26 protein-coding genes, 1 tRNA gene and 1 rRNA gene are annotated in these 24,393 nt (G+C 39.3%); 6 read left to right on the forward strand and 22 right to left on the reverse strand.

The window, feature by feature from the left end:
- Positions 1-178: 178 nt before the first annotated feature.
- Positions 179-1,506, forward strand: a protein-coding gene (locus ACSFXN_RS19540; protein WP_437151873.1) for an IS3 family transposase whose coding sequence is annotated in 2 segments (ribosomal slippage) — positions 179-557 and positions 557-1,506 — 1,329 coding nt in all. Because the reading frame shifts where the segments join, the coding sequence is not laid out codon by codon here.
- An 85-nt stretch (positions 1,507-1,591) separates the two neighbouring features.
- On the opposite strand, the gene ACSFXN_RS19545 is transcribed toward ACSFXN_RS19540, so the two are convergent.
- The 7 genes from ACSFXN_RS19545 to ACSFXN_RS19575 form a co-directional block, all read right to left on the reverse strand.
- Positions 1,592-1,723, reverse strand: coding sequence for a hypothetical protein (locus ACSFXN_RS19545; RefSeq protein ID WP_437151874.1), 132 nt, complete (start codon positions 1,721-1,723; stop codon positions 1,592-1,594).
- Positions 1,724-1,866: 143 nt separating this feature from the next.
- The gene (locus tag ACSFXN_RS19550; protein WP_437151875.1) at positions 1,867-2,202 is read right to left on the reverse strand and encodes a hypothetical protein; all 336 of its coding nucleotides are present in this window, start codon (positions 2,200-2,202) and stop codon (positions 1,867-1,869) included.
- A gap of 616 nt (positions 2,203-2,818) precedes the next feature.
- The gene (locus tag ACSFXN_RS19555; RefSeq protein ID WP_437151876.1) at positions 2,819-3,475 is read right to left on the reverse strand and encodes a hypothetical protein; all 657 of its coding nucleotides are present in this window, start codon (positions 3,473-3,475) and stop codon (positions 2,819-2,821) included.
- Positions 3,475-3,684 carry a hypothetical protein gene (locus ACSFXN_RS19560; RefSeq protein ID WP_437151877.1) on the reverse strand — a complete coding sequence of 70 codons (210 nt, stop codon included), beginning with the start codon at positions 3,682-3,684 and terminating at the stop codon, positions 3,475-3,477. Before ACSFXN_RS19560 ends, ACSFXN_RS19555 begins: the two co-directional genes overlap by 1 nt.
- Before the next feature lie 39 nt (positions 3,685-3,723).
- Entirely contained in the window at positions 3,724-4,191 is a 468-nt protein-coding gene (locus ACSFXN_RS19565) for a phBC6A51 family helix-turn-helix protein (protein ID WP_437151878.1), read from the reverse strand.
- A 22-nt stretch (positions 4,192-4,213) separates the two neighbouring features.
- Positions 4,214-4,633: a hypothetical protein gene (locus tag ACSFXN_RS19570; RefSeq protein ID WP_437151879.1), complete on the reverse strand. Its 420-nt coding sequence runs from the start codon at positions 4,631-4,633 to the stop codon at positions 4,214-4,216.
- A complete protein-coding gene (locus ACSFXN_RS19575) occupies positions 4,623-4,895 on the reverse strand; it encodes a helix-turn-helix domain-containing protein (protein WP_437151880.1) in 273 nt (90 codons plus the stop codon). Before ACSFXN_RS19575 ends, ACSFXN_RS19570 begins: the two co-directional genes overlap by 11 nt.
- A gap of 1,379 nt (positions 4,896-6,274) precedes the next feature.
- Here ACSFXN_RS19575 and ACSFXN_RS19580 point away from each other — a divergent pair.
- Entirely contained in the window at positions 6,275-6,844 is a 570-nt protein-coding gene (locus ACSFXN_RS19580; RefSeq protein ID WP_437151881.1) for a recombinase family protein, read from the forward strand.
- 833 nt (positions 6,845-7,677) lie between these two features.
- Positions 7,678-8,967 carry a hypothetical protein gene (locus ACSFXN_RS19585; protein ID WP_437151882.1) on the forward strand — a complete coding sequence of 430 codons (1,290 nt, stop codon included), beginning with the start codon at positions 7,678-7,680 and terminating at the stop codon, positions 8,965-8,967.
- Positions 8,968-9,018: 51 nt separating this feature from the next.
- Here the strand turns inward: ACSFXN_RS19585 and ACSFXN_RS19590 are convergent, their stop codons facing one another.
- The 3 genes from ACSFXN_RS19590 to ACSFXN_RS19600 all read right to left on the reverse strand — a co-directional run bounded on the left by ACSFXN_RS19590 (position 9,019) and on the right by ACSFXN_RS19600 (position 10,868).
- Complete coding sequence (locus ACSFXN_RS19590) at positions 9,019-9,759, reverse strand: DUF4760 domain-containing protein (RefSeq protein WP_437151883.1); 741 nt, start codon at positions 9,757-9,759, stop codon at positions 9,019-9,021.
- Positions 9,760-9,881: 122 nt separating this feature from the next.
- Positions 9,882-10,526 (reverse strand): hypothetical protein, encoded by a 645-nt coding sequence (locus ACSFXN_RS19595; protein ID WP_437151884.1) that lies wholly within the window; start codon positions 10,524-10,526, stop codon positions 9,882-9,884.
- Positions 10,527-10,574: 48 nt separating this feature from the next.
- On the reverse strand, positions 10,575-10,868 hold the full coding sequence (locus tag ACSFXN_RS19600; protein ID WP_437151885.1) for a YjcQ family protein: 294 nt from the start codon (positions 10,866-10,868) through the stop codon (positions 10,575-10,577).
- Positions 10,869-11,052: 184 nt separating this feature from the next.
- Between ACSFXN_RS19600 and ACSFXN_RS19605 the strand changes: the two genes are divergently transcribed.
- A complete protein-coding gene (locus ACSFXN_RS19605; RefSeq protein WP_437151886.1) occupies positions 11,053-11,856 on the forward strand; it encodes a Shedu anti-phage system protein SduA domain-containing protein in 804 nt (267 codons plus the stop codon).
- A 25-nt stretch (positions 11,857-11,881) separates the two neighbouring features.
- Here the strand turns inward: ACSFXN_RS19605 and ACSFXN_RS19610 are convergent, their stop codons facing one another.
- The 5 genes from ACSFXN_RS19610 to groES form a co-directional block, all read right to left on the reverse strand.
- Positions 11,882-12,505: a hypothetical protein gene (locus ACSFXN_RS19610; RefSeq protein ID WP_437151887.1), complete on the reverse strand. Its 624-nt coding sequence runs from the start codon at positions 12,503-12,505 to the stop codon at positions 11,882-11,884.
- A 17-nt stretch (positions 12,506-12,522) separates the two neighbouring features.
- Positions 12,523-13,320, reverse strand: coding sequence for an abortive infection family protein (locus ACSFXN_RS19615; RefSeq protein WP_437151888.1), 798 nt, complete (start codon positions 13,318-13,320; stop codon positions 12,523-12,525).
- A gap of 767 nt (positions 13,321-14,087) precedes the next feature.
- Positions 14,088-14,999, reverse strand: coding sequence for a tyrosine-type recombinase/integrase (locus ACSFXN_RS19620; RefSeq protein ID WP_437151889.1), 912 nt, complete (start codon positions 14,997-14,999; stop codon positions 14,088-14,090).
- Positions 15,000-15,091: 92 nt separating this feature from the next.
- Positions 15,092-16,723 carry a chaperonin GroEL gene (gene groL, locus ACSFXN_RS19625; protein WP_437151890.1) on the reverse strand — a complete coding sequence of 544 codons (1,632 nt, stop codon included), beginning with the start codon at positions 16,721-16,723 and terminating at the stop codon, positions 15,092-15,094.
- Positions 16,724-16,850: 127 nt separating this feature from the next.
- On the reverse strand, positions 16,851-17,135 hold the full coding sequence (gene groES, locus ACSFXN_RS19630; protein ID WP_300991349.1) for a co-chaperone GroES: 285 nt from the start codon (positions 17,133-17,135) through the stop codon (positions 16,851-16,853).
- 193 nt (positions 17,136-17,328) lie between these two features.
- On the opposite strand from groES, the gene ACSFXN_RS19635 reads away from it, so the two are divergent.
- The gene (locus ACSFXN_RS19635; protein ID WP_437151891.1) at positions 17,329-18,120 is read left to right on the forward strand and encodes a CPBP family intramembrane glutamic endopeptidase; all 792 of its coding nucleotides are present in this window, start codon (positions 17,329-17,331) and stop codon (positions 18,118-18,120) included.
- A 49-nt stretch (positions 18,121-18,169) separates the two neighbouring features.
- Here the strand turns inward: ACSFXN_RS19635 and ACSFXN_RS19640 are convergent, their stop codons facing one another.
- On the reverse strand, positions 18,170-18,802 hold the full coding sequence (locus ACSFXN_RS19640) for a redox-sensing transcriptional repressor Rex (RefSeq protein WP_437151892.1): 633 nt from the start codon (positions 18,800-18,802) through the stop codon (positions 18,170-18,172).
- Between the two features lie 183 nt (positions 18,803-18,985).
- Between ACSFXN_RS19640 and ACSFXN_RS19645 the strand changes: the two genes are divergently transcribed.
- Positions 18,986-20,926: an ABC-F family ATP-binding cassette domain-containing protein gene (locus ACSFXN_RS19645; RefSeq protein WP_437151893.1), complete on the forward strand. Its 1,941-nt coding sequence runs from the start codon at positions 18,986-18,988 to the stop codon at positions 20,924-20,926.
- Positions 20,927-21,279: 353 nt separating this feature from the next.
- On the opposite strand, the gene tsaD is transcribed toward ACSFXN_RS19645, so the two are convergent.
- The 6 genes from tsaD to rrf all read right to left on the reverse strand — a co-directional run bounded on the left by tsaD (position 21,280) and on the right by rrf (position 24,266).
- On the reverse strand, positions 21,280-22,299 hold the full coding sequence (gene tsaD / locus ACSFXN_RS19650) for a tRNA (adenosine(37)-N6)-threonylcarbamoyltransferase complex transferase subunit TsaD (RefSeq protein ID WP_437151894.1): 1,020 nt from the start codon (positions 22,297-22,299) through the stop codon (positions 21,280-21,282).
- Positions 22,292-22,747 (reverse strand): ribosomal protein S18-alanine N-acetyltransferase, encoded by a 456-nt coding sequence (gene rimI / locus ACSFXN_RS19655; protein ID WP_300991344.1) that lies wholly within the window; start codon positions 22,745-22,747, stop codon positions 22,292-22,294. The genes tsaD and rimI overlap by 8 nt, the downstream gene beginning before the upstream one ends.
- A complete protein-coding gene (gene tsaB / locus ACSFXN_RS19660) occupies positions 22,744-23,439 on the reverse strand; it encodes a tRNA (adenosine(37)-N6)-threonylcarbamoyltransferase complex dimerization subunit type 1 TsaB (RefSeq protein ID WP_437151895.1) in 696 nt (231 codons plus the stop codon). Before tsaB ends, rimI begins: the two co-directional genes overlap by 4 nt.
- Positions 23,436-23,891, reverse strand: coding sequence for a tRNA (adenosine(37)-N6)-threonylcarbamoyltransferase complex ATPase subunit type 1 TsaE (tsaE, locus tag ACSFXN_RS19665; protein WP_437151896.1), 456 nt, complete (start codon positions 23,889-23,891; stop codon positions 23,436-23,438). Before tsaE ends, tsaB begins: the two co-directional genes overlap by 4 nt.
- Positions 23,892-24,065: 174 nt before the next feature.
- A tRNA-Asp gene (locus tag ACSFXN_RS19670) sits at positions 24,066-24,138 on the reverse strand.
- 12 nt (positions 24,139-24,150) lie between these two features.
- Positions 24,151-24,266: ribosomal RNA gene (gene rrf / locus ACSFXN_RS19675) — 5S ribosomal RNA — on the reverse strand.
- Positions 24,267-24,393: the final 127 nt, after the last annotated feature.

Genomic DNA, 24,393 nt, shown 5'->3' on the forward strand with positions numbered 1-24,393 from the left:
GCCGTCCAAGTATTCGTTGACCAGGTTCATTTTGAATTCTTCGCTATATTTTGACATAGAAAAACACCCCAAAAGTTAGTTTTTAACTCTAACTTTTGGGGTGCAGCACCTTTGGGGTTTTTTCTGTTTTCAGACCCCGGTATACTAAATTTAACTAACTTGGACGGGAGAAGATCAGATGAGTAAAATCATATTCAACGAACACCAACAACGGGTCTTGGAGGCGACTCCGAATGTCGCTTCTGTATCCGATCGAGCGATTCAGTACACGCCGGAATTCAAAATCCATGCCGTGAAGGAGAGCCTGGCGGGCAAAGGCCCTTCCCAGATCTTTAGTGAAAACGGATTTGATTTAACTGTTATCGGTTCCAAAAAAGCGACGTCTTCTTTGAACCGGTGGCGGACAACGTTTAGAACTTATGGAGAAGAAGGCTTCTTTGAAGAACGCCGCGGAAAAGGCAGTACCGGTCGCCCTTCCACCAAAGATCTCTCTGCGGAGAAAAAGCTGGAGAAAGCGGAAGCACTCATCAAATATCTGGAAGCGGAAAATGAATTGCTAAAAAAGCTCGAGGAGCTCGAGAGGCAGGCGAAGAAACGCAGCTAACTCCTGCGGAGAAATACGAAGCGATCAACGCGGTGGTCCGCAAATTCCAATTGAAGAATCTAGTAGGTGCACTTTGCCAAACGGCCCATTTCAGTCGCAGTGGCTATTACGCTTGGTTAGAGAACGTGGAACAGCACGCCATTCGCGAAGAACGGGACTATCAAGACTACCTGTTGCTCAAAAGCATCTACGATGCGCATCGTAGGAAAATCGGCTATCGCCACTTCTATATGGTACTCGTCGAACTACTGGAAACGCCGATGAACCACAAAAAGATTCTGCGTCTTATGCGAGAATTCAACTTATCTGCCAACATCCGAAGAGCGAATCCCTATAAGCAAATCGCCAAAGCCACACAGGAAGACGCCGTCTGTCCCAATCTATTAAACCGCGAGTTCGGACAAGATGAACCCGGTAAGTTATTCGTTACCGATATCACGTACCTGTCCAACCGTTCCGGACAAATGGCGTATCTTTCCGCCGTGAAAGATGTCGCCACCCGTGAAATCGTCGCCTATGAAGTCATAACTACTCTCACGATGGAAATTGTGTATCGCACGTTAAAGAAACTGAAGGAATCGTTGGATGAAATTGTTCATCCAGAAGCGATGATCCATTCCGATCAAGGCTTCCACTATACCCATCTCGAATACCAACAACGCGTGAAGGAAATGGGATTGACCCAGTCGATGTCCCGCCGGGGCAATTGCATCGACAACGCCCCCATGGAATCCTTTTTTGGCCACTTTAAAGATGATGTCGATTTTAAACAAGCCACCAGCCTGGCCGAATTGAAAGGGCTGGTGGATGAGTACATGGCGGATTACAACGGAACGCGTAAACAATGGAATCTAAAAAAGATGACTCCGGCAGAATACCGAAGTCATCTTATGGCAGCCTAGCTGCAGGTACCTTTTTTTATAAACTGTCCATTAAATGGGACTCAGTTCATACTACAGGGTTCCTCTCTTTATTGCGTGGTAAGAATTACATCATGCCGCCCATGCCGCCCATATCAGGCATTCCGCCACCCATTGCGGAAGCTGGTTCAGGGATGTCTGCTACGACTGCTTCAGTCGTCAGGAACATAGCCGCAACCGAAGCTGCGTTTTGCAGCAAACTCTATGTAAAACGTCTGTTTTATATGTATGTATATAGTAGGAACTGCTTCCTAATTAGTATTAATACTTCTAACTATAAAGCAGTGGAATAAGAATGTAAACCAGTTTCCAGATTCAACAATTTTATATCCACTGATTACATTACAAACTCTTTTTACGTATAGCTACTTTCAAAAAAACTTCCTTCAAATTATTCCATTCTCCATAGCTTGCAGTGGTTACACTAAAGCCAGCTAAAGCATTACTTGCTTCTATATCTTCTTTTGTAAAACTGAAATAATCAAACAACTCTTTTGGATACCCATCTTCAATAGCTGGTCTAAAATCATGTTCTTTATAAAAATTCTCAATATCATCACCATACTTTTCAGACATCTTATAATAAGTTTCTAAACGTTCAAAAATTATAAGTGACATTCCATCTTTATCCATATTGTTTATTCTCATGATTTTGTCTATCAATAGTTCTTGATCCATCTTTTTCACCTCCCTTAAGTAATCTATCACGACCACTAAAGGGATACTGATAAGCAAGTTTGCTTAGTTTTTTTATGACAGATGGGGAAATTAAGCATTTTAAATATATTTTTATACCCTCTGAACTTTCTATTTATCCAGAAGTCTAATTTTCCAACATGAAGTATTCTCCAATTTGAAAGTATGGAAAGAACTTTTTTTAGTATTAACTCGTTAGCATTGGAAAGGCGTTATATATGTTTTTCTGCATCTGCTGTGTCGCTGGTGACCATTCTATGGATAATAACTTTCTCTTAACGCAAGGTTACCCATTATCAGTTCTTCCCTGCTGTTTGACTTCTTCATTTGTGTGATCGGTTTCTCTCTTCATTATTTATTAAAAATGGACATGAAAAAAGGCTGGCATCAGGGTAGTTAAACCTTGAATACCAGCCTTTTTTTAGGGAAGGGTTTTTCATGTACTTTAGAAACACTAGTGAAAAGCTGTATGCTGATTAGGCTTACAAACCTTTAACAACAGAAGCCAGGGATTCAGACTGCTTTAGATACAAAAAAATAGCGACTCTTTCACATGGGATAAAGGGATTTTAAAACCATGTTGGAAAGTCGCTATTTCTTATTTCTTCTGAAGGTGTTTCAATGCTGAAGCAATTTCATGCGGTTCTTTTTTATAGTTAATTGCCTGATATACCATCGGATAATCAACCTGTAAATTTGTTACACCGCCAGAATGTAAAGTGAACATGTTCAAAGCTTCCGCCACATCTTGCGTGTAGACATTTGATTTCTTACCTTTTGAAACCAGAAGATCCGCCAGTTTTTTATCTGGTGCAATGATTTTCTGATAGCGTTCTGATACATCCATCAGGGTTTGAAGATAAGCTTTTTTTGCTTCCATCATTTCAATTCGTAATTTGCTAATTTCTTCAAATTCTTCTTTTAGATACTTGCCTTTCGTGTCCTTCAATTCTTCAAGAACTGAATCAACATCTTCAGTTTTAAAGAGTTCAGTTAAACGGATGTTTTCAAGAATCGCTGATTTCTTAGCTTGGATAGCATCCAGTTTTTCCTGTTCCACTGCAAAAGTTTCAAGGGTAACTTCTCCGAGAATAATCATTTTCTTTAATTCCCGTGTATCAGCCAGCTTTGCAGTAAGTTCTGCATCTACTTGCATCAGTTCACCCTGAAGCCGTTCTAAAGCTTTCTCGTACTGCAATTCTGTTGTATCTACTTTGTTTAGCAACCCGTTAAATTTATCGGCAAGTTTCCCCATTATTCCATCTCTCCTAACTTAGCAATTAAATCTTCCAGTTCCTTCTGAAGTTCTTCTATCTTTTGCTGGATTTCTTCAGCCGTTAATTCTTCTTCTTCCTGTTCATCCACTTCACCAGCTTCAGCTTTCTTCAGCTTGGCTAATTGTTCAGCCCGTTCTTCCGCTAATTTCTTTGTACCTTCAACCATGTTCTTCATTGCATTACTCATTTCAATTCCCCATTTCTATTTTGATTATTAATATCCAATTTAGTTATTTCGCAATCTGGAAAGCAAAGAAGCTTTTCTTTCTTCAACCGTTTTAAAATCGCTTCCTGTTTTCACTTCGTTTAAGCCTAACTTTTCCATCTGGTCACGCTTATCAGATTCAGCAATATAGCCAAACGTTTGATAAAAAAGTTCAATTTCTTTTGGTGTCGGATTCTGTTTATAAGCAAATTTCATAACGTGTTTTTTCATCGCTGCAAATGCTTGCCGTTCATCATCTGGAACAACCGAACCCATGACTGCATCCAGATATTGTTTAAAATCATCGTTCTCTAAATAGCTGTACCATGTCTTCGTAGATATGCCCTGATTCTTGCAGAACTCACTGATTGTAAAACCATCCATCAGCTTTCCCCGTGCGTAGCTTGTCGCCAGTTCAATCTGTTTATCGTTCAAGGTTGCTGGAACTGGAATAAGTGCCAATAACTTTGCATCGTGTTTTTGTTCCATTCTGTTTCCCCCGTTCATTGCTTTAAATTAAAGTGATCCATTCTTGATTAGGCTTGTGCGTTCCGTTATGAACAAATTTGTCCATTTTAACCTGAAGCTGTTCATGTGATTTTGCAGTAAAAATCAGATTGATTTTATTCAGGCAAAATCGCTTATTCGGATATTTGCTGTTCACTTCTTTTAAAAGTTCCTGAAGCTTATCAATCTGTTTTGCTTTGCCCCGTCTGAAAATAGCTAGATAAGCTTTGTAGTGTTCCAGATTGTGGTGGCTAATAAAAGTTGTATAAAAACGAACTTCTCTTTGCTGTACCAGCTGAATTAATTCATTTACAGAACCGGCAATTTCTTTCATGTTGGTATCAGAATGAAGCATAGCTACTAAAGCATTTAATCGTTCCTGATAAGGTGCGTGAATGGTCTTTTCAGCTGTCTTAATTCCCATCTTTAGCTTCCCCCTCTAAAATAATTGCCGTCTGTGCCTGTGCCGTTGCTTTAATGGTTTGATTGATTAAGAGAATTGAAATATCCGATACTCCTAATTCAATAAGCAAGTCGAAAATCTGTTCAGTACGTTTTTCTGAAATAGGTATGTTTCCAGATTCATAGCAAGATACTGTTGATTGGTTTATATTCAGCAATTCAGCCAGTTCTTTCTGTGTAATTCCAGCCAGTGTTCTGGACATGGCAAGTAAGGTAGGGTTCATTTTGTAATCATCCTTTTCGGTTTATTGGTGAAGCTATGTAGAAGCTAATAATTTATGTCTTAGTAGTTAAAGAAAAGAAGCCCTTGCAATTAAGCAGGGCTAACTTCCACACCATCTATAAAAGAAGTGGGCATGTACTCTTATCACGGGAATACACTTTTATTCAGCAAAAGATTACTCTTTTACTTCCTACTAATAGGTTCGCTAAAGTGGGCAAAAGTAAGACGGATTGGAAAAGATTCATCATAAAAAATTATTATGTATGGTTTTTCTGATATATAAATAGTGATTTCTGGATGTACCCCTTTAGGTTGTGAAGGATTAACTGAAAGGTTGCTGAAGATTAGCTGAAGAAGCTGAAAGGTTACGGGGCATCTGGTGAATATCTGGTAAGCATCGGGGGAGATCCAGTGGGGAAACAGCGGGCAATCAGTGTAGATATATCAGGCATCAGGAAAGAATCGGATGTGAAAATGGTGTGCGTATTATTCAGAGACTTAATAAAATGAATTTCCTACCCCCCCCCCGTGCCCCCCTTCCAAGCTTTTTTTGTAATTCTTGAATATTTATTTTCAAATATATTTCAATTTCCGAATATCCTAACCAAGATTCCTTACTTAAAATAAATAAAACATTCTTTATTTCTTCTTTTATTTAAAGATTTATTTTTATCATTTATTGTTTACTTTTATTTATTGTTTTATTTCTTGGTTGTTGTTAGTTCCTTTACTTCATCAGCTTCTTATCGTTCATCAATCAGTAATCAATCTGGATTCAATTAGCAATCATTCAGCAATCTATATCAATCATTCATTCAATCACAATAGATTAGATAAACTTCTGTGATGCTGTTGCTTGCGGTGCTGTTCGCTGTTCCTTCTATATATATGTATCAGCTGAAGCTATCGTTCTTTGTATCGCATCGTGTACAGTCTGCCATTGTGTGCTGTTAAGTGTGCTGTTAAGCGTGCTGATATAGATGGACTTGACATGGCTAGAGTATCAGGACATGTATGAGGGCAGTTATCAGGGATTGGGGGTAGCCGTTCATTTAGGGATAGCCCCCATATCTTTAACAGGACATCCCTCTTGTTTAAAACAGCCCCCACCTCTGTTTTAAGAAGCCCTCTCCCCTCATTTAAACAAGTACCCTCCCCCTGTTTAAAGTGCTACCATCCTCATTAAATGGCTTATGTGGATAGGGCTTTTTTACAGGGCATCCCTTACATATCGACTGTACAAAACTTACAAGTTTTAGTCATACATCTAAACGCCTAATATTCCTCATAAACTAACCCTTTACACTGTACAGAAGTTAGTCTAAAGTAAAGTGTACAGAACATCTTAGACATTTGGACATATGAGGAGAATGGATTAAATTGGAAACTATCGGATATGCACGTGTTTCATCAGCTGGTCAAGAATTGGATTTACAAGTAGAAAAACTTACTGAATATGGTTGTGACAAGATTTATCAAGAAAAGGAATCAGGGGCTAAGAATGATAGAAAGCAACTTCAAGAAGCACTGGACTATTTAAGGGAAGGCGATAAATTTGTGGTCTACAAGCTGGATAGGCTTGCACGTTCTTTATTGCATCTGAAACAGATTGCTGAAGATTTAACAAGTCGAGGAATCGCTTTAGTATTCATTAAGGAACAGATAGATTTCAGCACACCAACTGGAAAGCTGATGTTTAACATGTTAGGAAGCATTGCAGAATTTGAACGGGATTTAATCAACACTAGAACAGCTGAAGGGCGTGAACGGGCTAGAAAACAAGGTAAGCATCTAGGAAGAAAAGGGCAACCTAAACAAGCCATTACTGAAGCTTTAACACTGTTAAACAATCGGGATCAAAACGGATTATCTGTAAACGACATTGCTAAAATTACAGGTGTGCCCCGTGCATCAATTTATGCAGAAGCTAGAAAGTTAAAGGAAGTCTGATATAGTTCAGGCTTCTTTTTTATTTGCCTAGTTTCTTTCACTTGAAAATTAATACTCAACTTATTTGCTGTTTGAAAACAATGGCGACTATTTTCTTTTCTGTTCCCACGGCTTGCTTCATGGATAATTCTTCCCTTACATCTCCTTACCATTTCAGCATCTCACGGCATCATAAAGTTAGTCTGTACACAAGCTGGACACATTCTATCCCACTTCATAGCTACAAACAGCGGTGTAACAACGTTTCTAACATTTCCTGTCAAATGCAGCAATTCCCCATTAAATCCTTCATCTTCAAAAAACCTTCTGTGATGCCCTTCTAAGTACTTGTAGATCTTTTCCTGATAACTATAAATATCTCTTCTGTATGCCCTTTAGTTAATCATGCCCTACTGCTATAACGGTTTATTTACTGCTGATAAAAGTAAGCAAGCGTAACAAGTTCAAAAGAATAGCTACGCTAAAGCCGTCACTCCGTTCCGTCTTTCTTTATTAAGTTCTTATTTGTCAGATGAGGTTTAAAGGCTTTTGATTTTGAAAAAGGGGAAGTGCTTTTCTTCCCTGCGAAGCAACATCTTTTCTTCTTTATCACGCTTATTAAAAAGTAGCACTTTTAGCTATACTCTCTTTAAGGGCAAGTGCCTGTAACCCTTGGTATGACTGGATTTCTAAAAAGTTTTAGCACTTCTGAAGTGCTAGAATCCAATATCAATCGTTATTCGCCTGTCCCCTGTTTATTCTTTGTTGCACAATATCCCTTTATTCCCGTCTGTTTGTTTCCAGTATCTTGTTACAGGTGTAGATGGAACAATCAAAAAAGGATGGGATTACTGATGACACTTGTTAAAGAAACTCACTACACAAAACCAAAAGCACAAACAAATATAAACGTGATTGATTCAATAATGGGAAGTGGCAAAACCTCATGGGCAATCCAGCACATGAATGAAGCCAGCACCGAAAAGAACTTTTTATATATCACGCCATTTCTTGATGAAGTAAAACGTGTTAAAGATAATGTATCAAGTCGGAACTTTACCACACCTGAAGCAAAGAACGGAAAAGGAAAAATGAACAATTTGAAGCAATTGATTTTACATGAAAGAGACATTGCTTCTACCCATGCACTATTTGAGAATGTGGATGGTGAATTAATTGATCTTTTACTGGCTGGCAACTATACGCTGATTTTGGATGAAGCTATGAATGTTGTTGAACAGCTGGCATTGAAGAAAGATAGCTTTCAGCAAATGCTGGATGATGAAATGATTTTTGTGGATGCTGTAACGGGAATAGTGGAGTGGAACGAAGCTGGAAAATATCAAGATACAGAATACAACTATGTAAAGAATTTGGCACGTAGCGAAAACCTTTATTATTTTGAGAATACCGTTCTTTTTTGGACTTTCCCTGTGTCCGTATTTCAGGCATTTCAGGAAGTTTACATCATGACTTACTTATTCCAAGCCCAACAGCAAAAATATTATTATGATGTGTACAATGTCGAATACACGTATAAAGCCATTACCAAATCAAATGAAAAGTATGCCCTGATAAACTTTGAAGATAAGGAACACTATGACAAGAAACTACTGAAATCATTGATTAATATCTATGAAGGAAAGCTGAACAATGTGGGAGATGATCCATACGCTTTTTCTGCATCATGGTTCGGGAAAGATTCCAATGAATCATTAATTTTGAAGTTAAAGAACAACCTGAACAACTACTTTAAAAACCATGTAGATACCCCAGCAAACTTGAACATGTGGACGGCTTTTGGTAGTGAGGAAGATAGTAAAAAGAAAAACGATAAGTCGCCAAGAACTTTATTGAAGGGTAAAGGATATACAAAAGGATTTGTACCATGTAACGCCCGTGCCACTAACAATTTCAGTCATAAGGAATCGTTAGCCTATACGGTTAATCGCTTCATGAATCCGTATGAAAAGAAGTTCTTTATTGCCAAAGGTGCTGAAGTGAATGAGGATATGTTCGCACTGTCTGAAATGATTCAGTGGATATGGAGATGCCGGATTAGAGACGGTAAGCCAATTAATTTGTATGTACCGAGTAAAAGGATGCGTAATTTGTTAATTAATTATCTTGATAGCAATTTGTAAGTTCAAATTTTAAAACCCTATGCTGAATATATAAAATAAAAAGTCTAGGTTTTATGTACCTAGACTTTTAAAATCGATAGTTACTATCTCTCTCTCTTTTCGTTCATTTTCTACTCTCTCTTCCAGCAGCTTTTGTTTTTCTAATTTATTATTCCATGCCGTATATAATTTAATAATATTTGAATATCCTTTCTCACCAAAATTGCTAGCGTTAAGAATAACAGGTATAAACCTTTTTACTACACTACAGTAGGTAGATCCTATTGTAGAAAATGCGACTTCTTCTTCTGCTACTCTATGGGTAAAGAAAAGAGAATACGCTTCGAAAGCATTAAAAAGATATACCATTTTATGTACTTCTTTTATACTCATAAGTTCAAAATTCTCTTCATTAAATTTATTATCAAATGTAACCTTCCCATCTTTCATACTAATTTCAACTTCCCCGAAATCATCAAAAGATTTAGCTTTCATTGCAAGAATTGTCTCATCTGCTAATGGAATAATATAATTCAAAAAATGTGTACACTGTTCCGCAGCCAAGTGATAAGATTCCCGTTTAGCATTCATTTTAGAATTGTTTTTAGCAATGGTTAGTTGTTTAAGACCAATTACAGCCACTAGTAGGAGTAATGAATTAGTAATGAAATACATAATTTCTAGAATATCCTTAAATTTAGAGGTTGAATATCCTGTCAGATTGCTAATGTAAATAAAAAATAAAATAATCCCTATTACACCCAAAAGCATTAATCCACTTTTGATTCTATTGTCCTTTATATAATTCAACATCTTTAATCTCCAATTCCAAAAAATATTATTAAATTCATTTTGAATATTTAATAGTAAATACGAAACAATCTTTTTTAAAAAGGCCTTTTATTATATATAGTCCGTAATTTAGCAACTATACTTCACCACTTACCTTCTCCTTCATCTTCATAAGCACTTTCCATATAATCAAGATATGAATCTTCATCATTCTTTCCAGCTGCGTACTGTCCCATATCATCTAAATAATCTTGAACAGTTACTTCAAATCTTGAGGCTTCCATTAATACACTAATTCCCTGTAAGTGTTCATTGAAAAAATTCACTGATAAGTTTTGGCAAATTTTCAGCTTCTCTATTAATTCGTATAAATCATCTTCACTAAGTTCAATTTCATAATGCATAATTTGGTTACGCTTTATATTCAAGTAATCCAAAGCACCTTTAAACTCTTCAGAAACATGTATATCGCATAATAGTTCAATTCTATTTAATGCATTCGAGAAACTAACAGTTTTCAGATTAGGGTTAGCTTCTATTACACTCGACTTGCCATTTTTAAGCATATCCGATTTCGCCTTCATATATTTAGAAATATCTTCAAACATAAGATGTTCTTTTTCATTTTTAAGTATTAATTTAAAGAGAATTTCATTAGCATGATTTAGATGCATAAGTGCGTCTTTTACATTGTGTTCAACGCCTTCAGCTAAATCCTCTAATTTACTTAAACAATCATAACTTGCTTTAAGAGAATCTACTCCATTTGTTAATAAATTAAATTGCATAAATTACCCCTCTCTGTATATACTTTTTCTTTAATATTAATCTCATATTTAGATTTTGAACCAGTCACGTGCTTCTTTAGCAGTTTTATACGCTTTTGCCCACATACTGTTTTCTTCTAAAAAATTTAATCCTTTCATTGTAATTTTTGCTGAACTCATCGAAACTTCAGCTACCCCATTATCCCCATAAGCAACTGCTATACCCGTTGCATACTCTTCATTCTTAAGTAGCAACGCAAGTTCTCCCCATGTTTGCAGATCCAAAGAGTAGTCTAACCTGCTTAAACTCTTTCCTTCTTGCATTTCTTTAAGCATACTAAAGATTAGTTTTTTTCTATTCATTTACTTCCCCTTTGTTTTGAGACTTTATATTAGTACTGGTAAACTACTTTGCTTATCTTGCAAAGACGTAATCTAATAATAAAATGAAAGTAACACATTATTCCATTTTACCATAATGTTGTATTTACACGAACTTGATATATCATAAATATCAGTAGGAATATAAATTAAGGGAGTCGTTAAGTTGAATACTTTTGAAAGAGATTATTCGAAGCTTACTCAAGAAGAACTAGAAATATGGGAGTCAATCAAACTAAAAGAAGAAATAAAAATTGACGGTCAACTATTTGGCAGAAAAAATCTTTTCCGTGAATATCCTAAAGCTGTCAGACATTATCTTACTCTTTTCCCCAATAACTATTTAGATATTGAAGATTTAAAAAAGGAAGAAGAACTCTCAAATATTGTTCAACAATTCAAGCAGAAAGCAGACGAAAAGGACTCAAATGAAAGGACGATATTGAACTTTATTAAAGAAAATAAAGCTTACTTTATAATTGGATCAATATTAAAAAGAGGTTATTCTTTTGGTCACCATGATGCTTATATCTTTCCTGAATTTCAGCTTGGCAATTCATTTCAAGTTGATTATCTATTAGTAGGAAAAAACTCGGATGGCTTTCATTTTGTCTTTGTAGAACTAGAACATCCAAATGGTAATGCCACCATTAAAAACGGACATTTAGGAGACGCATTTAGAAAAGGCTTAAACCAAGTAGCAGATTGGGAAGTATGGTTAGAAAATTACTATAGTTCCTTAAGAGAATCATTCCAGAAAAAGCTAAATCCTAACAAGCAATTACCACCTGAATTCTATAATTTTGATCCTACCCGATTGCATTATGTTGTGGTTGCAGGAAAAAGAGAAGATTTTAATGAAATGACTAGAAAAATACGTAGAAAAAAACAAGCTGATAGAATTTTACTCTTACACTACGAAAATCTTATTGATTCTGCTGAATATATCATTGGAGAAAGCAATTATTAATAAATAAAAAGCACCTATCTATAGTTTAAGGTGCTTTTTCAATCTTATGGAATGTCTTTGTTAAAAATTCAAAAGCTATGCTAACGAACTCTTCACAAAAAAGCGAAGTCAAAATAATTTCATCACCTTCATTTATTTCAATACCTTTTGTGGCATTTATAAATTTTCTAATTTCTCCTTGTTCATTCTCACTTTTCATCAAATAAATTACTCCACCTGCATGTGCTAAACAATTTCTTACCTTGCTATACTTTTTTATAACTTCCCATTCTTTTTCTTGAAATAATTCTCTAATCTCTAAGTGATTCGAAATATATCCTTTTGCTTTGTCTATCCCAACGCCTGGGATATTCTTCAGCTTTTCTTTATCCTCACAAAATGCCATTAGCTGATGTTCAAAATATGCAAATAAACTAGTGAAAATTGATTTTCGAAGAATATTTGGAAAAACACTATCATACTTGTCATACTCATCAAGATAGTGATCCCAGTATTCATCTTGATTTTCTTCAGGTATCATTTCTCCACTTTGCTTTACAGTGATTCTTTTTTCATCAATCACTTCTTCTATTTCTTCTAAATACTTTAAGTAATCCTTTAATCCGCTTACTTTTAATCTAAATTTAGCTTCTTTACCACGATAAAACACTATACTTCATCCTTTTGTCAGTAATTGATTTTTATTGTTCCTTTTTCTTTTTGATATTCGTAAGTATGAAATAAAAAACTAGTTACTGTTTTAGCAGAATTTACTGCAAGTACAGCATGATGAAACGAAGGATTCAAAGTTTTTGAATGACTGTCACCACCAGCGTTTCTTACATCGTTTAGTCCACTTATCGTTTTGCTTAAACCACTTACTATTTCTTTCAAGTGTATGTTTAATTCTTCGCTACTAGCATTCAAATTCAGACTATGTAATGTCCTAGAAACTAATTTAGGGAATTTCTCTGATTTATTAGAAGTATCTTCACCTAGAATACTTAAAAGTTCTTTACATACTCCCTCTACCAAAGTTTTCGCTGAAGTAATTGCCCCTGCATAGTCGCCTTTTTCTATTCTACTACTGCAATTTTCCAAGTCACTCACAATACTGACATATGTAAGTTCTTCAGGAATATCTGCTTCTACTTTAACTATTTCTATTTCATACATTTTCTCTTCCAAATAGGAAATGTAGGGATTATAGACATGAGATATCCAATCTAACATATAGCGTCTCTCTTCTATCTCAAAAAAGATTCCACTTAAAAATTCTTCAACTGTCCGGCAACCATTTAAAAATCTAGGAAGTTCTTCATTTTTTTCACTAGCTATCTTCTTAATTATTGAGACACTTTTTCTAAAGTCATGGTTTGAAACTAACAGTTCAAAATCAATACCTTTGTTTTCAAAATACTTCATAACAAAAGTTTTTCTTAAATTTTCTTTTATATCATCCAATAACTCTACTGTATTATTCATGTCTTTACCTCCACTAATTAGGTATATCTTTGAAATGATTATACCAATGTTTCTGCATTATTGAAGATATCAAATTTTCATCAACTTTTTTCTTTACTTCTCTTATTCTTTTCTGCCAACATGGGTTGAGAATTAGGACAACGGCTTGGGCAAAAAATTGGCTACCTACAGGACTGAAATTAATCAATTCTGTAAGTAGCAGTCAATTTTTGCATTGCACAACATGGTGTGTCGAATATAGGTATCCGTATTGTATGCACCTTATTTAATTGCTAGAATTTCTTCTAAATAAATCTACTGTTTCAAGTAGCCCTGACAGTTTCACTGATCTATAACTTTACGTTTTAACTTTTCAGCTATTAAATTCTTCACCTCTATTTTTGAGGACTTAGAAAAGATCTAGTTACTTTTGATTTATTCTACACTGCCCGTAAGCAGTCTACCCTTCCTTCGCTTCAGCACTAACGCAGCTTTCTCGTAGACTTCCCACAACTGAAATAAGGAACAGTTATACGTGAGAACGCTGAAATTATTGCATCGGCTTCAGCTAACCTGTCAATTTTATATTTACTTGCTGTTACTAGGGATTCCAGCAAGCTAAAAATTACTTCTTAAAAATGGCACTACTTAAGAAGCCTTGCAAAATCATACTTTTTTCGATAAGATGGTTTTGTTAGGATAAGTAACTTTTAGTTATTTAATTTTAATGTGTGTGTTTATAAGTTACTGGTCACGTGTTGTCGCACGTGGCTTTTTTCATGCAAAAATTATAAATCGAACTTATTTAAAGGATTATGCTTGTCGTTTTGATCTTTTAAGTCATTGCCCCACATAGCCACGTAACGCATCGTTACAGCTATGTTTTCATGTCGCATCATCTTCTGTATAGCAAATGCGGACATGCCACTCATAGCAAGCCTGTGACAGAATGTATGTCTAAATGTATGCGGAGAAACTCTGACATCAGTGAAGTTCATTTTCTTCTGTAAGTTTGCAAAGATCAGCATGACTGCGTTAGGTGTTAATTGTTCGTTATCTCTTTTAACAAATACGTATTCGCTTAATTTGCCAAAATGCTTCTCACAAAATGTGCGATACAGTAGCAACTCTTTAGCCAGCTTTTCAGTTAAAAATACTAGTTCTCTTTTTCTTCTCTTTCCGAAAACGGCAATTGTAAGATTAGTGAAATCAACATCCGACCATTTTAAGTTAGTCGCTTCTGTTCGCCTAATACCTGTACCGAGAAAAGTAAGAATCAGCGTGTATCCCCGATAAGCAAAGTAGCTTTTCTCTCTCCTTCTAAGCCCTCTATAATAACCAAGCATTTGATTCACTTGTTCATCATTGAATACATGAATTTTCACATCTTCTTTAAGTCCCTTTACTTTATGTGCTACATTTTCATTCACCATTTTTTCTTCAACCATGTAATTCAGAAACGCCCTTATACGTCTTAACTTTGTATTTAAAGTACTAGCACCATTCCCCTTTTCCTGACAATCCATTAGAAAACTCTTAACGTGATTAGATGTAATATCTTCAACATTTAAAATATCAATCCTATGACAGTAATCAATGAAGCCACCTAATAGAACTTTATAGTTCTGGATATTACTTTTAGTAGTATTTTTAAATTTACGATCTTGCAAGAAATCCTGAAATGCGAATTTTAACAACACAAAAAAGACTACCTCCTTTTTATAGGAAGTAGTCTACTATTTACAAACTATTTATAATCCAGACAGCTTCTCAATTAAGAGAAACTTTAGTTCTACATCATGCCGCCCATGCCGCCCATATCAGGCATTCCGCCCATTGGTGCTGCTGGTTCCGGGATGTCTGCTACGACTGCTTCAGTCGTCAAGAACATCGCTGCAACAGAAGCTGCGTTTTGTAATGCTGAACGCGTCACTTTAGTCGGGTCAACGATTCCTTCTGCTAGCATATTGACCCACTGGCCGTTAGCTGCGTTGAAGCCGATGCCGACTTCTTCTGATTTCAGGCGGTGAACGATGATCGATCCTTCAAGGCCTGCGTTTGTTGCGATTTGGCGAACTGGCTCTTCAAGTGCACGAAGAACGATGTTGATACCTGTTGCTACGTCGCCTTCTTGAGACTCAAGAAGTTCTGCCACTTGGTTGTAAACGTTGATAAGAGCAGTACCACCACCCGCAACGATACCTTCTTCAACTGCTGCGCGAGTTGCGTTCAATGCATCTTCAATGCGAAGTTTGCGTTCTTTCAACTCAGTTTCAGTAGCTGCTCCGACTTTGATGACTGCAACGCCGCCAGCTAGTTTAGCCAAGCGCTCCTGCAATTTCTCTTTGTCGAATTCAGAAGTTGTTTCTTCTAATTGGCTGCGGAGTTGAGATACGCGGCCAACGATTTTCGCTTGGTCTCCAGCACCTTCAACGATTGTTGTGTTTTCTTTTGAAACAACAACTTTAGAAGCGCGTCCAAGTTGAGTGATGTTTGTTGATTTCAGCTCTAGGCCAAGATCTTCAGTGATCACTTCAGCGCCAGTCAAGGTTGCGATGTCTTCCAGCATAGCTTTGCGGCGGTCACCGAATCCAGGAGCTTTAACAGCTACCGCATTGAATGTTCCACGCAATTTGTTTACTACTAATGTAGCAAGTGCTTCGCCTTCAACGTCTTCCGCAACGATCAATAGCGGTTTGCTTTGTTGTACAACCTGCTCCAATACAGGAAGGATTTCCTGGATGTTGCCGATTTTCTTATCCGTTACCAAGATGAATGGGTTCTCTAGAACAGCTTCCATTTTCTCAGAATCCGTTACCATATAAGGTGATTGATATCCGCGGTCGAATTGCATACCTTCCACGACATCAAGTTCAGTTGTGAAGCCTCTTGATTCTTCCAAAGTGATAACGCCGTCGTTGCCAACGCGCTCCATCGCTTCAGCGATCAAGTTGCCTACTTCATCGTCTCCAGAAGAAATCGCTGCAACTTGTGCAATTGATTCTTTTCCTTCGATTTGCTGGGAAACAGCTTTCAAGCCTTCAACAGCACTTTCTACTGCCATTTCAATACCGCGGCGGATGCCGACAGGATTGGCGCCAGCTGTAACGTTTTTCAAGCCTTCACGGATCATTGCCTGCGCTAGAACCGTTGCAGTTGTCGTACCGTCACCTGCGATGTCGTTTGTCTTAGAAGCTACTTCAGCGACCAATTTCGCGCCCATGTTTTCAAATGCGTTTTCAAGTTCGATTTCTTTCGCAATGGTTACACCATCGTTAGTGATAAGAGGTGAACCGAATTTCTTCTCAAGTACAACGTTGCGCCCTTTTGGCCCAAGCGTCACTTTTACTGCATCTGCTAATTTATCAACACCAGCAGCCATTAAACTGCGTGCATCTTCGCTGAATTTAATTTCTTTTGCCATCTGTAGTTTCCTCCTCTATCTAATTACCATTCTAAATTAAAATAGTTTACTAAGTGATATGAAGCAAGACAGCCTAGACGCCTGCGGGAAAGCGAAGCTGTATTGCGGAATATCAACATACTATTTTTTAGCCTAATACCGCTAAAATATCGTTTTCGCGTAAGATCAAGTATTCATTGCCTTCATATTTAAGTTCAGTGCCTGCGTATTTTGAGAAGATGATCCGGTCGCCTTCTTTGACTTCCAGTTCAGTGCGCTGTCCATTGTCACGGATAACTCCATTACCTACAGCGATCACTTTGCCTTCCTGCGGTTTTTCCTGTGCCGAACCCGGCAGTACAATTCCGCTTGAAGTCTTTTCTTCTGCTTCTACAAGCTCAATAATTACGCGATCTCCTAATGGTCTTAACAATTGAAACACCCTCCTCAGATTATCTATATCGTTTCCATTAGCACTCTAACACCGAGAGTGCTAACCCACTTCTCAGTTTAATAAAATCCCTTGCCTTTTGCAAGTCTAAACATTCACTTTTTTTTATTCTTTGCGGTTACGTTTTGAAACCTCTACAATAGTAGTAATACGTGAAACGAAAGGAAATCTGTGTATGAAAATAAATGTAAAAGCTAAAGCTGATACAGACCGCTCCGGCAAACAGAAGTTTAGCGTTAAAGCGAGCCGGAAAGGCAAAAAGACGCCGCTCTATGTATTGCTGATTTTTATAGCTGTGCAGCTGCTACCAATTTTATTTATTGCACCGACACTGAATTATTTCCGTGGCCAAGGATTGGATGAAGCTACCGCATTAGCCTCTACTTCCGGCTGGCTGATTGTGTTCACTATGGGCGTCGGGTTTATTGTGACCATGATTGTTATTTTACGCGACAAGCGGTTTTTCGATATTTGGAAAGGCAAAAAATCAAGCCTTCTTGCTGCAATCGGCTGGGGTGTCCTCGGCTTTCTGTTATTACTGATCGGGCAATCTATTGCGGCCATGATTGAAATGGCCATCGGCATCGAAGCTGGATCTGAAAACACCATGGCACTCGTCAATATCGCCGAGGTGGTTCCAATGGCAATCCTCGCGGTTGTGTTATTTGGGCCGATACTGGAAGAACTCGTATTCCGACGCGTCGTGTTCGGTTCATTGAACCAGACCACCAACTTCTTTGTAGCCACTGCTGTCAGTGCCTTGGTTTTTGCCCTCGTTCATATGGAGTTCAGCCATTTGCTGCTGTACTTCACCACGGGCCTTGTGCTGGCATTCCTTTACCAAAGAACGAAACGCATCATCACTCCGATTATTGCGCACATCATGTTGAACGGCTATGTCATGCTGATTCAATTGAATATGGATAAAATCGAGAACTTCCTGAAGCAGCTCGAAAATATTCAGTAATGAACAAAGCAAAAAAGCCTTCCCCGAATTGATTCGGCGGAAGGCTTTTCTATTGCTGCTTGATTTGGTAAATAAGTGTTTGCAGTTCTACGGACAAGTCGATTGTCTGCACACGGATATGATCCGGAACCGAGATGCGGACAGGAGTGAAATTCAAGATGCCTTTGATGTCGGTTTTCGCGAGGCGGTCCGTGACTTCTTGGGCAGAGCGTGAAGGCACGGTCAATATGACCAGTTCAATCCCTAATTCCTCAATCTTTTCTTCAATGCGGTCCGGATGGTACGTATCAATACCGCTGATTCTTTCCCCTTCATATGGCGAGTTTGAATCGAATGCGAGAACAATCTTGGTGTTGTGGTTGCGCTGAAAATTGTACTTTAAAAACGCACTTCCCAAATTCCCGACGCCGATCAGCGCCACATTGGTCGCTTCGTCCTGGTCGAGGGTTTTCCGGAAAAATGCAAGCAGGTCCTGAACATCATAGCCATACCCTTTTTTGCCGAATGCCCCCAAATGGGAAAAATCCCGGCGAATGGTGGCCGAGTCGATTTTCATCGCTTCACTTAATTCCTGGGAGGAAATCCGTTTTTGTCCGGCGTTCGCGAAGTTCTGGAGAAAACGGTAATAAAGCGGCAATCGTTTAGTTGTGGCTTGTGGAATTTTTGATGGTTCATGTAACATGCAACGTTACCTCCTGCGGTTATATAAGAAACTTCACTTAGTAGGATTTTCTTCATCCCCACTGACCATTAAAGCGGAATCAAATCGATTTTATCTTACATGAGACGGCTCGATATGTAAAGCTGGCTTGATTGCGAACAGCCCGCCCATCGGCTACACTTAGAGAGAATAGAGGTGACCCACATGATTGTATTACAAGTAAACCAAGTCCATAAATCGTTTGGAGCAGATGAAATCCTCTCCGGCGTCAAACTGGAAGTCCAACACCGCGACCGCGTTGCACTCGTGGGCCGCAACGGCGCAGGAAAATCAACTTTGCTAAAAATCATCTCCGGTGAAATGTCTTACGACAGCGGCGATATCATCATGCCGAAAGACCTGACTATCGGCTATTTGGAACAACAAACCGATCTGGAATCAGAAGCGACCGTTTGGGACGAAATGATGACGATTTTCAGTCATTTCCGTGAACAGGAAGCAAAGCTTCGCCAACTCGAAGCCCAAATGGCAGACCCGGCCGTTCATGATGATTCCGCGCAATATGAAAAAGTCATGCAGGAATACGATACATTGCAGCACGATTTCAAAGATGCAGGCGGCTATCAGTTTGAAGCCGATACACGAGCCATCCTTCACGGCATGAAATTCTATGCCGAAGACTATGAGAAAAAAGTGGTTTCCTTATCAGGGGGGCAAAAAACGCGCCTGATGCTCGCCAAATTGCTGCTCAGCAAACCCCAGCTGCTGATTCTCGATGAGCCTACCAATCACTTGGATATTGAAACCTTGAGCTGGCTCGAGAATTATTTAAAAAACTATCCAGGCGCTTTACTGATTGTTTCGCATGACCGCTACTTCCTCGATCAAGTGGTAACGCTTGTCTACGAAGTATCCCGTCACCGCGTCAAAAAGTATACCGGCAACTACAGCCGCTATCTCGATGAAAAAGCGAAACAATACGAACTCGACTTAAAGCAATTCGAGAAGCAGCAAAGCGAAAAGGCAAAGCTTGAAGATTACGTCCAGCGCAACCTGGTCCGTGCCTCCACCACCAAAATGGCGCAAAGCCGCAGACGGGTTCTGGAGAAAACCGACTGGATGGGTACACCGGACGGCGACGAGAAATCCGCGCGTTTCGGCTTTACCATTGAAAAACAAAGCGGCAACGATGTTTTGAATGTCCAATCGCTTGCCATCGGCTACGGCAGCCAGCCGGTTTCTGAGAACATCTCACTGAAGCTGTACCGCCAGGATAGTCTGGCACTTGTCGGACCCAATGGCGTTGGCAAATCGACGCTCCTGAAAACGATTATGAAAGAACTGAAACCACTCGCCGGCACAATCCATTACGGCACCGGCATCCAGTTCGGCTACTATGACCAAGAACAAGCCAACTTAAAAGGCAATAAGCTCGTCTTGAATGAATTATGGGATGATTATCCGCATATCAACGAAAAAGACATCCGAGGCATTTTGGGGCGTTTCCTATTTTCAGGAGACGACGTATTGAAACCGATTTCCACGCTTTCAGGCGGTGAAAAAGCGCGCGTCGCGCTCGCCAAGCTGATGATGCAAAAAGCCAATGTGCTGCTGCTTGATGAGCCTACTAACCACTTGGATCTCGACAGCAAAGAAGTACTGGAAAATGCCTTGCTCGATTATCCGGGTACAATTTTATTCGTTTCCCACGACCGGTATTTTATGAACCGCCTTTCCACTAAAGTTGTGGAATTGACCCAAAACGGCACCACTGAATACTTGGGCAACTACGACTATTACGTGGAAAAGAAACTGGAAATGGAAGAGCTGCAAGCACTCGAAGATGCGGAAAAAGCTGTCGTGGCCACAACGGTTCCAGTAACCACCACTTCACAAATTAATAAAGAAGCAAAAAAATTGGAACGCCAGCTGCAGCGCCAAACAGATGAAACCGAGCAGGAAATGGAAAAGCTTGATCAGCAAATCGCCGAGATTGAAGAATTGCTGTGTAAACCGGAAGTTTTCCAGGATCATGAAAAAGTCCTTCCTCTTCAAAACCAGCTCGATAGCTTGAAAGAAGCGCATGAAGAAAAAATGCTGACGTGGCTGGAATTGCAGGAACAGCTTGAAAAAGTCGATCATTAACCGCATACTTGTGTATGCGGTTTTTCTTTTTCTATATATAGGTCAATACCTTTTTGTAAAATATTTGTTTCCACAAAGTTGCTCACAATCCCCGCGTGATTAAATCAACTATCAACAGGGTTTTCCACATTGTCCACAGCTTTTTAAAATGTTATCCACATAGTTTTCCCGAATCTAGTACACAAGATATAGGAAAAGGGCTGTTTTTCAGAAAGTTATGAACATGTTATGCACAAATTGTGCATAAGTACAAACGTTCTCTATTGACAGCAAACGTATTTTTTGTCCATAAAATAGTCTGAAAACAACAAAAAAAGCTCAGTGGAAACCTTTTTCCGGTTTCGACTGAGCTTTTATTTCCACGAAGTTAAAGCCATTCCTGGACGGCCATTCATCGCCATATTTCCTGTAATTCCATTTTCGAACATGACGGTGCCTGCCGCCGCAATCATCGCTGCATTGTCTGTGCAAAGCGGCAGCGACGGGATAAAGAATGGAATGCCTTTTTTCTCAAAAGCTGCAGATAAAGAAGTCCTGAGCCCTTTATTCGCCGCTACACCACCGGCTGCAATCACTTGGTTCACCTTATACTGCTCAGCAGCGCGAAGGGCCTTGGCAGTCACCACTTCAACTACGCTGTTTTGGAAGCCGGCAGCCACATTTTCAGGCGGTACCGCTTCGCCGCGCTGTTTGGCATTATGCATATAATTTAACACAGAAGATTTTAATCCACTGAAACTGAAATCATAAGAGCCTTCTTCCAGCCATACCCGAGGAAAATCAATGGCGCCATCGCTCTGATGCGCCAACCGGTCGATATGCGGACCACCTGGATAAGGAAGATTTAGCGTTCTCGCCACTTTATCGTAAGCTTCTCCAGCTGCATCATCACGGGTTTCCCCGATCACTTCAAAGCTTCCATGCTCTTCCATATAGATAAGCTCGGTATGCCCGCCTGAAATAACAAGGGCCAGCAGTGGGAACTCCATTTCCTGTTCCAAACGGTTGGCATAAATATGTCCGGCAATGTGATGAACGCCGACAAGCGGCAGGTCATGAGCAAATGCAAAAGCTTTTGCTGCATTCACACCGATCAACAATGCACCTACTAGACCAGGGCCTTCAGTGACTGCGACGGCATCTAACTGATGCGGCTCCATATTAGCCCGTGATAAAGCTTCTTCAATCACAATCGTGATTTGCTCAACATGATGCCTGGAAGCGATTTCCGGTACCACGCCGCCAAATCGTTTATGGCTTTCTATTTGAGATGCCACGACATTTGAAATGATTTCCCGGCCGTTTTTGACAATAGAAGCTGCCGTTTCGTCGCAACTCGTTTCAATTCCTAGTATATAGATATCTTTATTCATTAAAATTCACCCACATCACTATGGCATCTTCCAGATTGTCGGTATAATACCGCTTTCGGATACCACCATTTTTAAATCCTAATTTTTGATACAGATTCTGCGCCACGGTGTTGCTGACTCTTGCCTCAAGTGTCATCAGGATTGCCCCGTGTGCTTTTGCAGTTTCTATTGCTGCCTTCATCAGCCGCTCGCCAAGCTTCTTCCCTCGTTCTTCCGGATGGATAGCGATATTCGTTACATGGCATTCGTCCAAAACGAGCCACATCCCACAATATCCTACAATTCCTTTGTCTGTTTCAGCAACTACATAATAGGCATTTTCGTTATGCAGCATTTCGTAGAAAAAAGACTCTTTCGTCCAAGGCAAAGTAAAAGACAATTTTTCAATTTCGTATACTTCATCAATGTCTTTTACCGTCATTTTGCGAAATATTACATCGGTGCTCATGACACTTGGCCTTCTTGGCTTTTAATATAATTGGCTTCTGCTTCTGTAATGCGCTGATATTCAGGAACCGCATGATGAACATCCTGTGCCGCTACATCCTTTGCCAGCATAATCAAGTTCACAGCGCGTGGCAAACGGTTCTGAGGGGCGTTGAAAAGAGCCAGGTCGCCCATTGCTTCACGAATAGCCCCTTCATGAATCGCGATATCAATTCCGGTGAATAAAACCGGTTTGTTGAGTGTTTTGACTTTCTCCAAAAACTCTTTCAAATCACTGTGCTGATCTTCAATCACTGACTCCAGACTATGCCCAGCGTAAAGACCAGTAAAGACCGTACCTCTGCGGGCATCCATAATCGGGCAAATCAAGCCGTCAAAATGTTGGCCATTTGCTGCCAGAACTTTTAAGCTCGAGACGAGGTGAAGCGGAATTTTCAGTGACCATGCAAGTGTTTTAGCAATCGTCAAACCGATCCGGACTCCAGTATATGAACCAGGGCCTTCTGCCACAGCAATATGCGTCAAATCTTTTGGAGTAATTTTCGCTTTTTTCATCATTTCTTCAATAGCGGGCATCGCCGTCAAAGAATGATTGATTTTTAAATTAGTGGTTTCTTCTATTAGAACGGTATCATCTGACATCAGCGCAATTGCCAATGGAGAATTCGAGGTATCAATTCCTAAATAAATCATGATAAATTTAGCTCCTTGCACAAAATTTCATATCGTGGTCCAATCGGTCGAAGCTCAATGATTCGGCTTTCTTCCGACTTCCGAGTAATGTTGATTTCCAAACGTTCATTTGGAAGGTATTCTTCGATGAATTTAGCCCATTCGATAACAGAAACCGCCTGGCTTTCAAACAGTTCATCAAAGCCAATGTCTTCATCGCTATTTTCTAACCGGTACACATCAAAATGGTTTAAATCCAAATCGCCTTCGTACTGCTTCAAAATAGTAAACGTCGGGCTGTTTACCATCCGCTCTATGCCAAGCCCTTTGGCTAGACCTTTTGTGAATGTAGTTTTTCCGGCTCCCAGATCTCCTTCAAGTGTCAAAAGATCCTGCGGTTTTAAAAAGCCCGCAAGTTTAGCCGCAAATTCTTCAGTTTCATCAGGAGAATTAACTTCTATTGTATAAATCATTATAGGCCACCTCGTTTGAGTCTTAACATAGTTTAGCGAAGAAATAGCAGTAAATCAAAATATATTCCTTCAGAAGCGCTTTTAAGAAAAGAAGCACTGGCTTTTTTATCATTCTTCTATTTAAAACAAAAAAAAATAAACACAGCGAGATCGCTGTGTTTACCTTAAAAATAACGGTCCCGACCGGGATCGAACCGGCGATCTCCTGCGTGACAGGCAGGCATGTTAACCGCTACACCACGGGACCAAAAAAAAAACAGACCAGCGACGTCCTACTCTCACAGGGGGAAACCCCCAACTACCATTGGCGCAAAAGAGCTTAACTGCCGTGTTCGGGATGGGAACGGGTGTGGCCTCTTTGCCATCGTCACTGGACTCTTTTTTTAGGAGTGCTTGCGCCCTCAAAACCGGATATGCGACATTGAACAAACGTATTTGGTTAAGTCCTCGATCGATTAGTATTCGTCAGCTGCACGCGTCGCCGCGCTTCCACCCCGAACCT

It is taken from the genome of Planococcus sp. 1R117A (genome assembly GCF_051417975.1).
Lineage (GTDB): Bacteria > Bacillota > Bacilli > Bacillales_A > Planococcaceae > Planococcus > Planococcus shenhongbingii.

What these genes read in the sequence shown, in the direction of transcription:
- ACSFXN_RS19585 (WP_437151882.1), top strand. Translation starts at nt 7,678, where the DNA reads ATGACACTTGTTAAAGAAACTCACTACACAAAACCAAAAGCACAAACA.
- ACSFXN_RS19645 (WP_437151893.1), top strand. Translation starts at nt 18,986, where the DNA reads ATGATTGTATTACAAGTAAACCAAGTCCATAAATCGTTTGGAGCAGAT.
- ACSFXN_RS19560 (WP_437151877.1), bottom strand. Translation starts at nt 3,684, where the DNA reads ATGAGTAATGCAATGAAGAACATGGTTGAAGGTACAAAGAAATTAGCG.
- ACSFXN_RS19600 (WP_437151885.1), bottom strand. Translation starts at nt 10,868, where the DNA reads ATGAATAGAAAAAAACTAATCTTTAGTATGCTTAAAGAAATGCAAGAA.
- ACSFXN_RS19615 (WP_437151888.1), bottom strand. Translation starts at nt 13,320, where the DNA reads ATGAATAATACAGTAGAGTTATTGGATGATATAAAAGAAAATTTAAGA.
- tsaD (WP_437151894.1), bottom strand. Translation starts at nt 22,299, where the DNA reads ATGAATAAAGATATCTATATACTAGGAATTGAAACGAGTTGCGACGAA.
- ACSFXN_RS19595 (WP_437151884.1), bottom strand. Translation starts at nt 10,526, where the DNA reads ATGCAATTTAATTTATTAACAAATGGAGTAGATTCTCTTAAAGCAAGT.
- ACSFXN_RS19555 (WP_437151876.1), bottom strand. Translation starts at nt 3,475, where the DNA reads ATGGGGAAACTTGCCGATAAATTTAACGGGTTGCTAAACAAAGTAGAT.
- ACSFXN_RS19570 (WP_437151879.1), bottom strand. Translation starts at nt 4,633, where the DNA reads ATGGGAATTAAGACAGCTGAAAAGACCATTCACGCACCTTATCAGGAA.
- groL (WP_437151890.1), bottom strand. Translation starts at nt 16,723, where the DNA reads ATGGCAAAAGAAATTAAATTCAGCGAAGATGCACGCAGTTTAATGGCT.
- ACSFXN_RS19575 (WP_437151880.1), bottom strand. Translation starts at nt 4,895, where the DNA reads ATGAACCCTACCTTACTTGCCATGTCCAGAACACTGGCTGGAATTACA.
- ACSFXN_RS19635 (WP_437151891.1), top strand. Translation starts at nt 17,329, where the DNA reads ATGAAAATAAATGTAAAAGCTAAAGCTGATACAGACCGCTCCGGCAAA.
- ACSFXN_RS19590 (WP_437151883.1), bottom strand. Translation starts at nt 9,759, where the DNA reads ATGTTGAATTATATAAAGGACAATAGAATCAAAAGTGGATTAATGCTT.
- ACSFXN_RS19565 (WP_437151878.1), bottom strand. Translation starts at nt 4,191, where the DNA reads ATGGAACAAAAACACGATGCAAAGTTATTGGCACTTATTCCAGTTCCA.
- tsaE (WP_437151896.1), bottom strand. Translation starts at nt 23,891, where the DNA reads ATGATTTATACAATAGAAGTTAATTCTCCTGATGAAACTGAAGAATTT.
- rimI (WP_300991344.1), bottom strand. Translation starts at nt 22,747, where the DNA reads ATGAGCACCGATGTAATATTTCGCAAAATGACGGTAAAAGACATTGAT.
- ACSFXN_RS19640 (WP_437151892.1), bottom strand. Translation starts at nt 18,802, where the DNA reads ATGTTACATGAACCATCAAAAATTCCACAAGCCACAACTAAACGATTG.
- tsaB (WP_437151895.1), bottom strand. Translation starts at nt 23,439, where the DNA reads ATGATTTATTTAGGAATTGATACCTCGAATTCTCCATTGGCAATTGCG.
- ACSFXN_RS19550 (WP_437151875.1), bottom strand. Translation starts at nt 2,202, where the DNA reads ATGGATCAAGAACTATTGATAGACAAAATCATGAGAATAAACAATATG.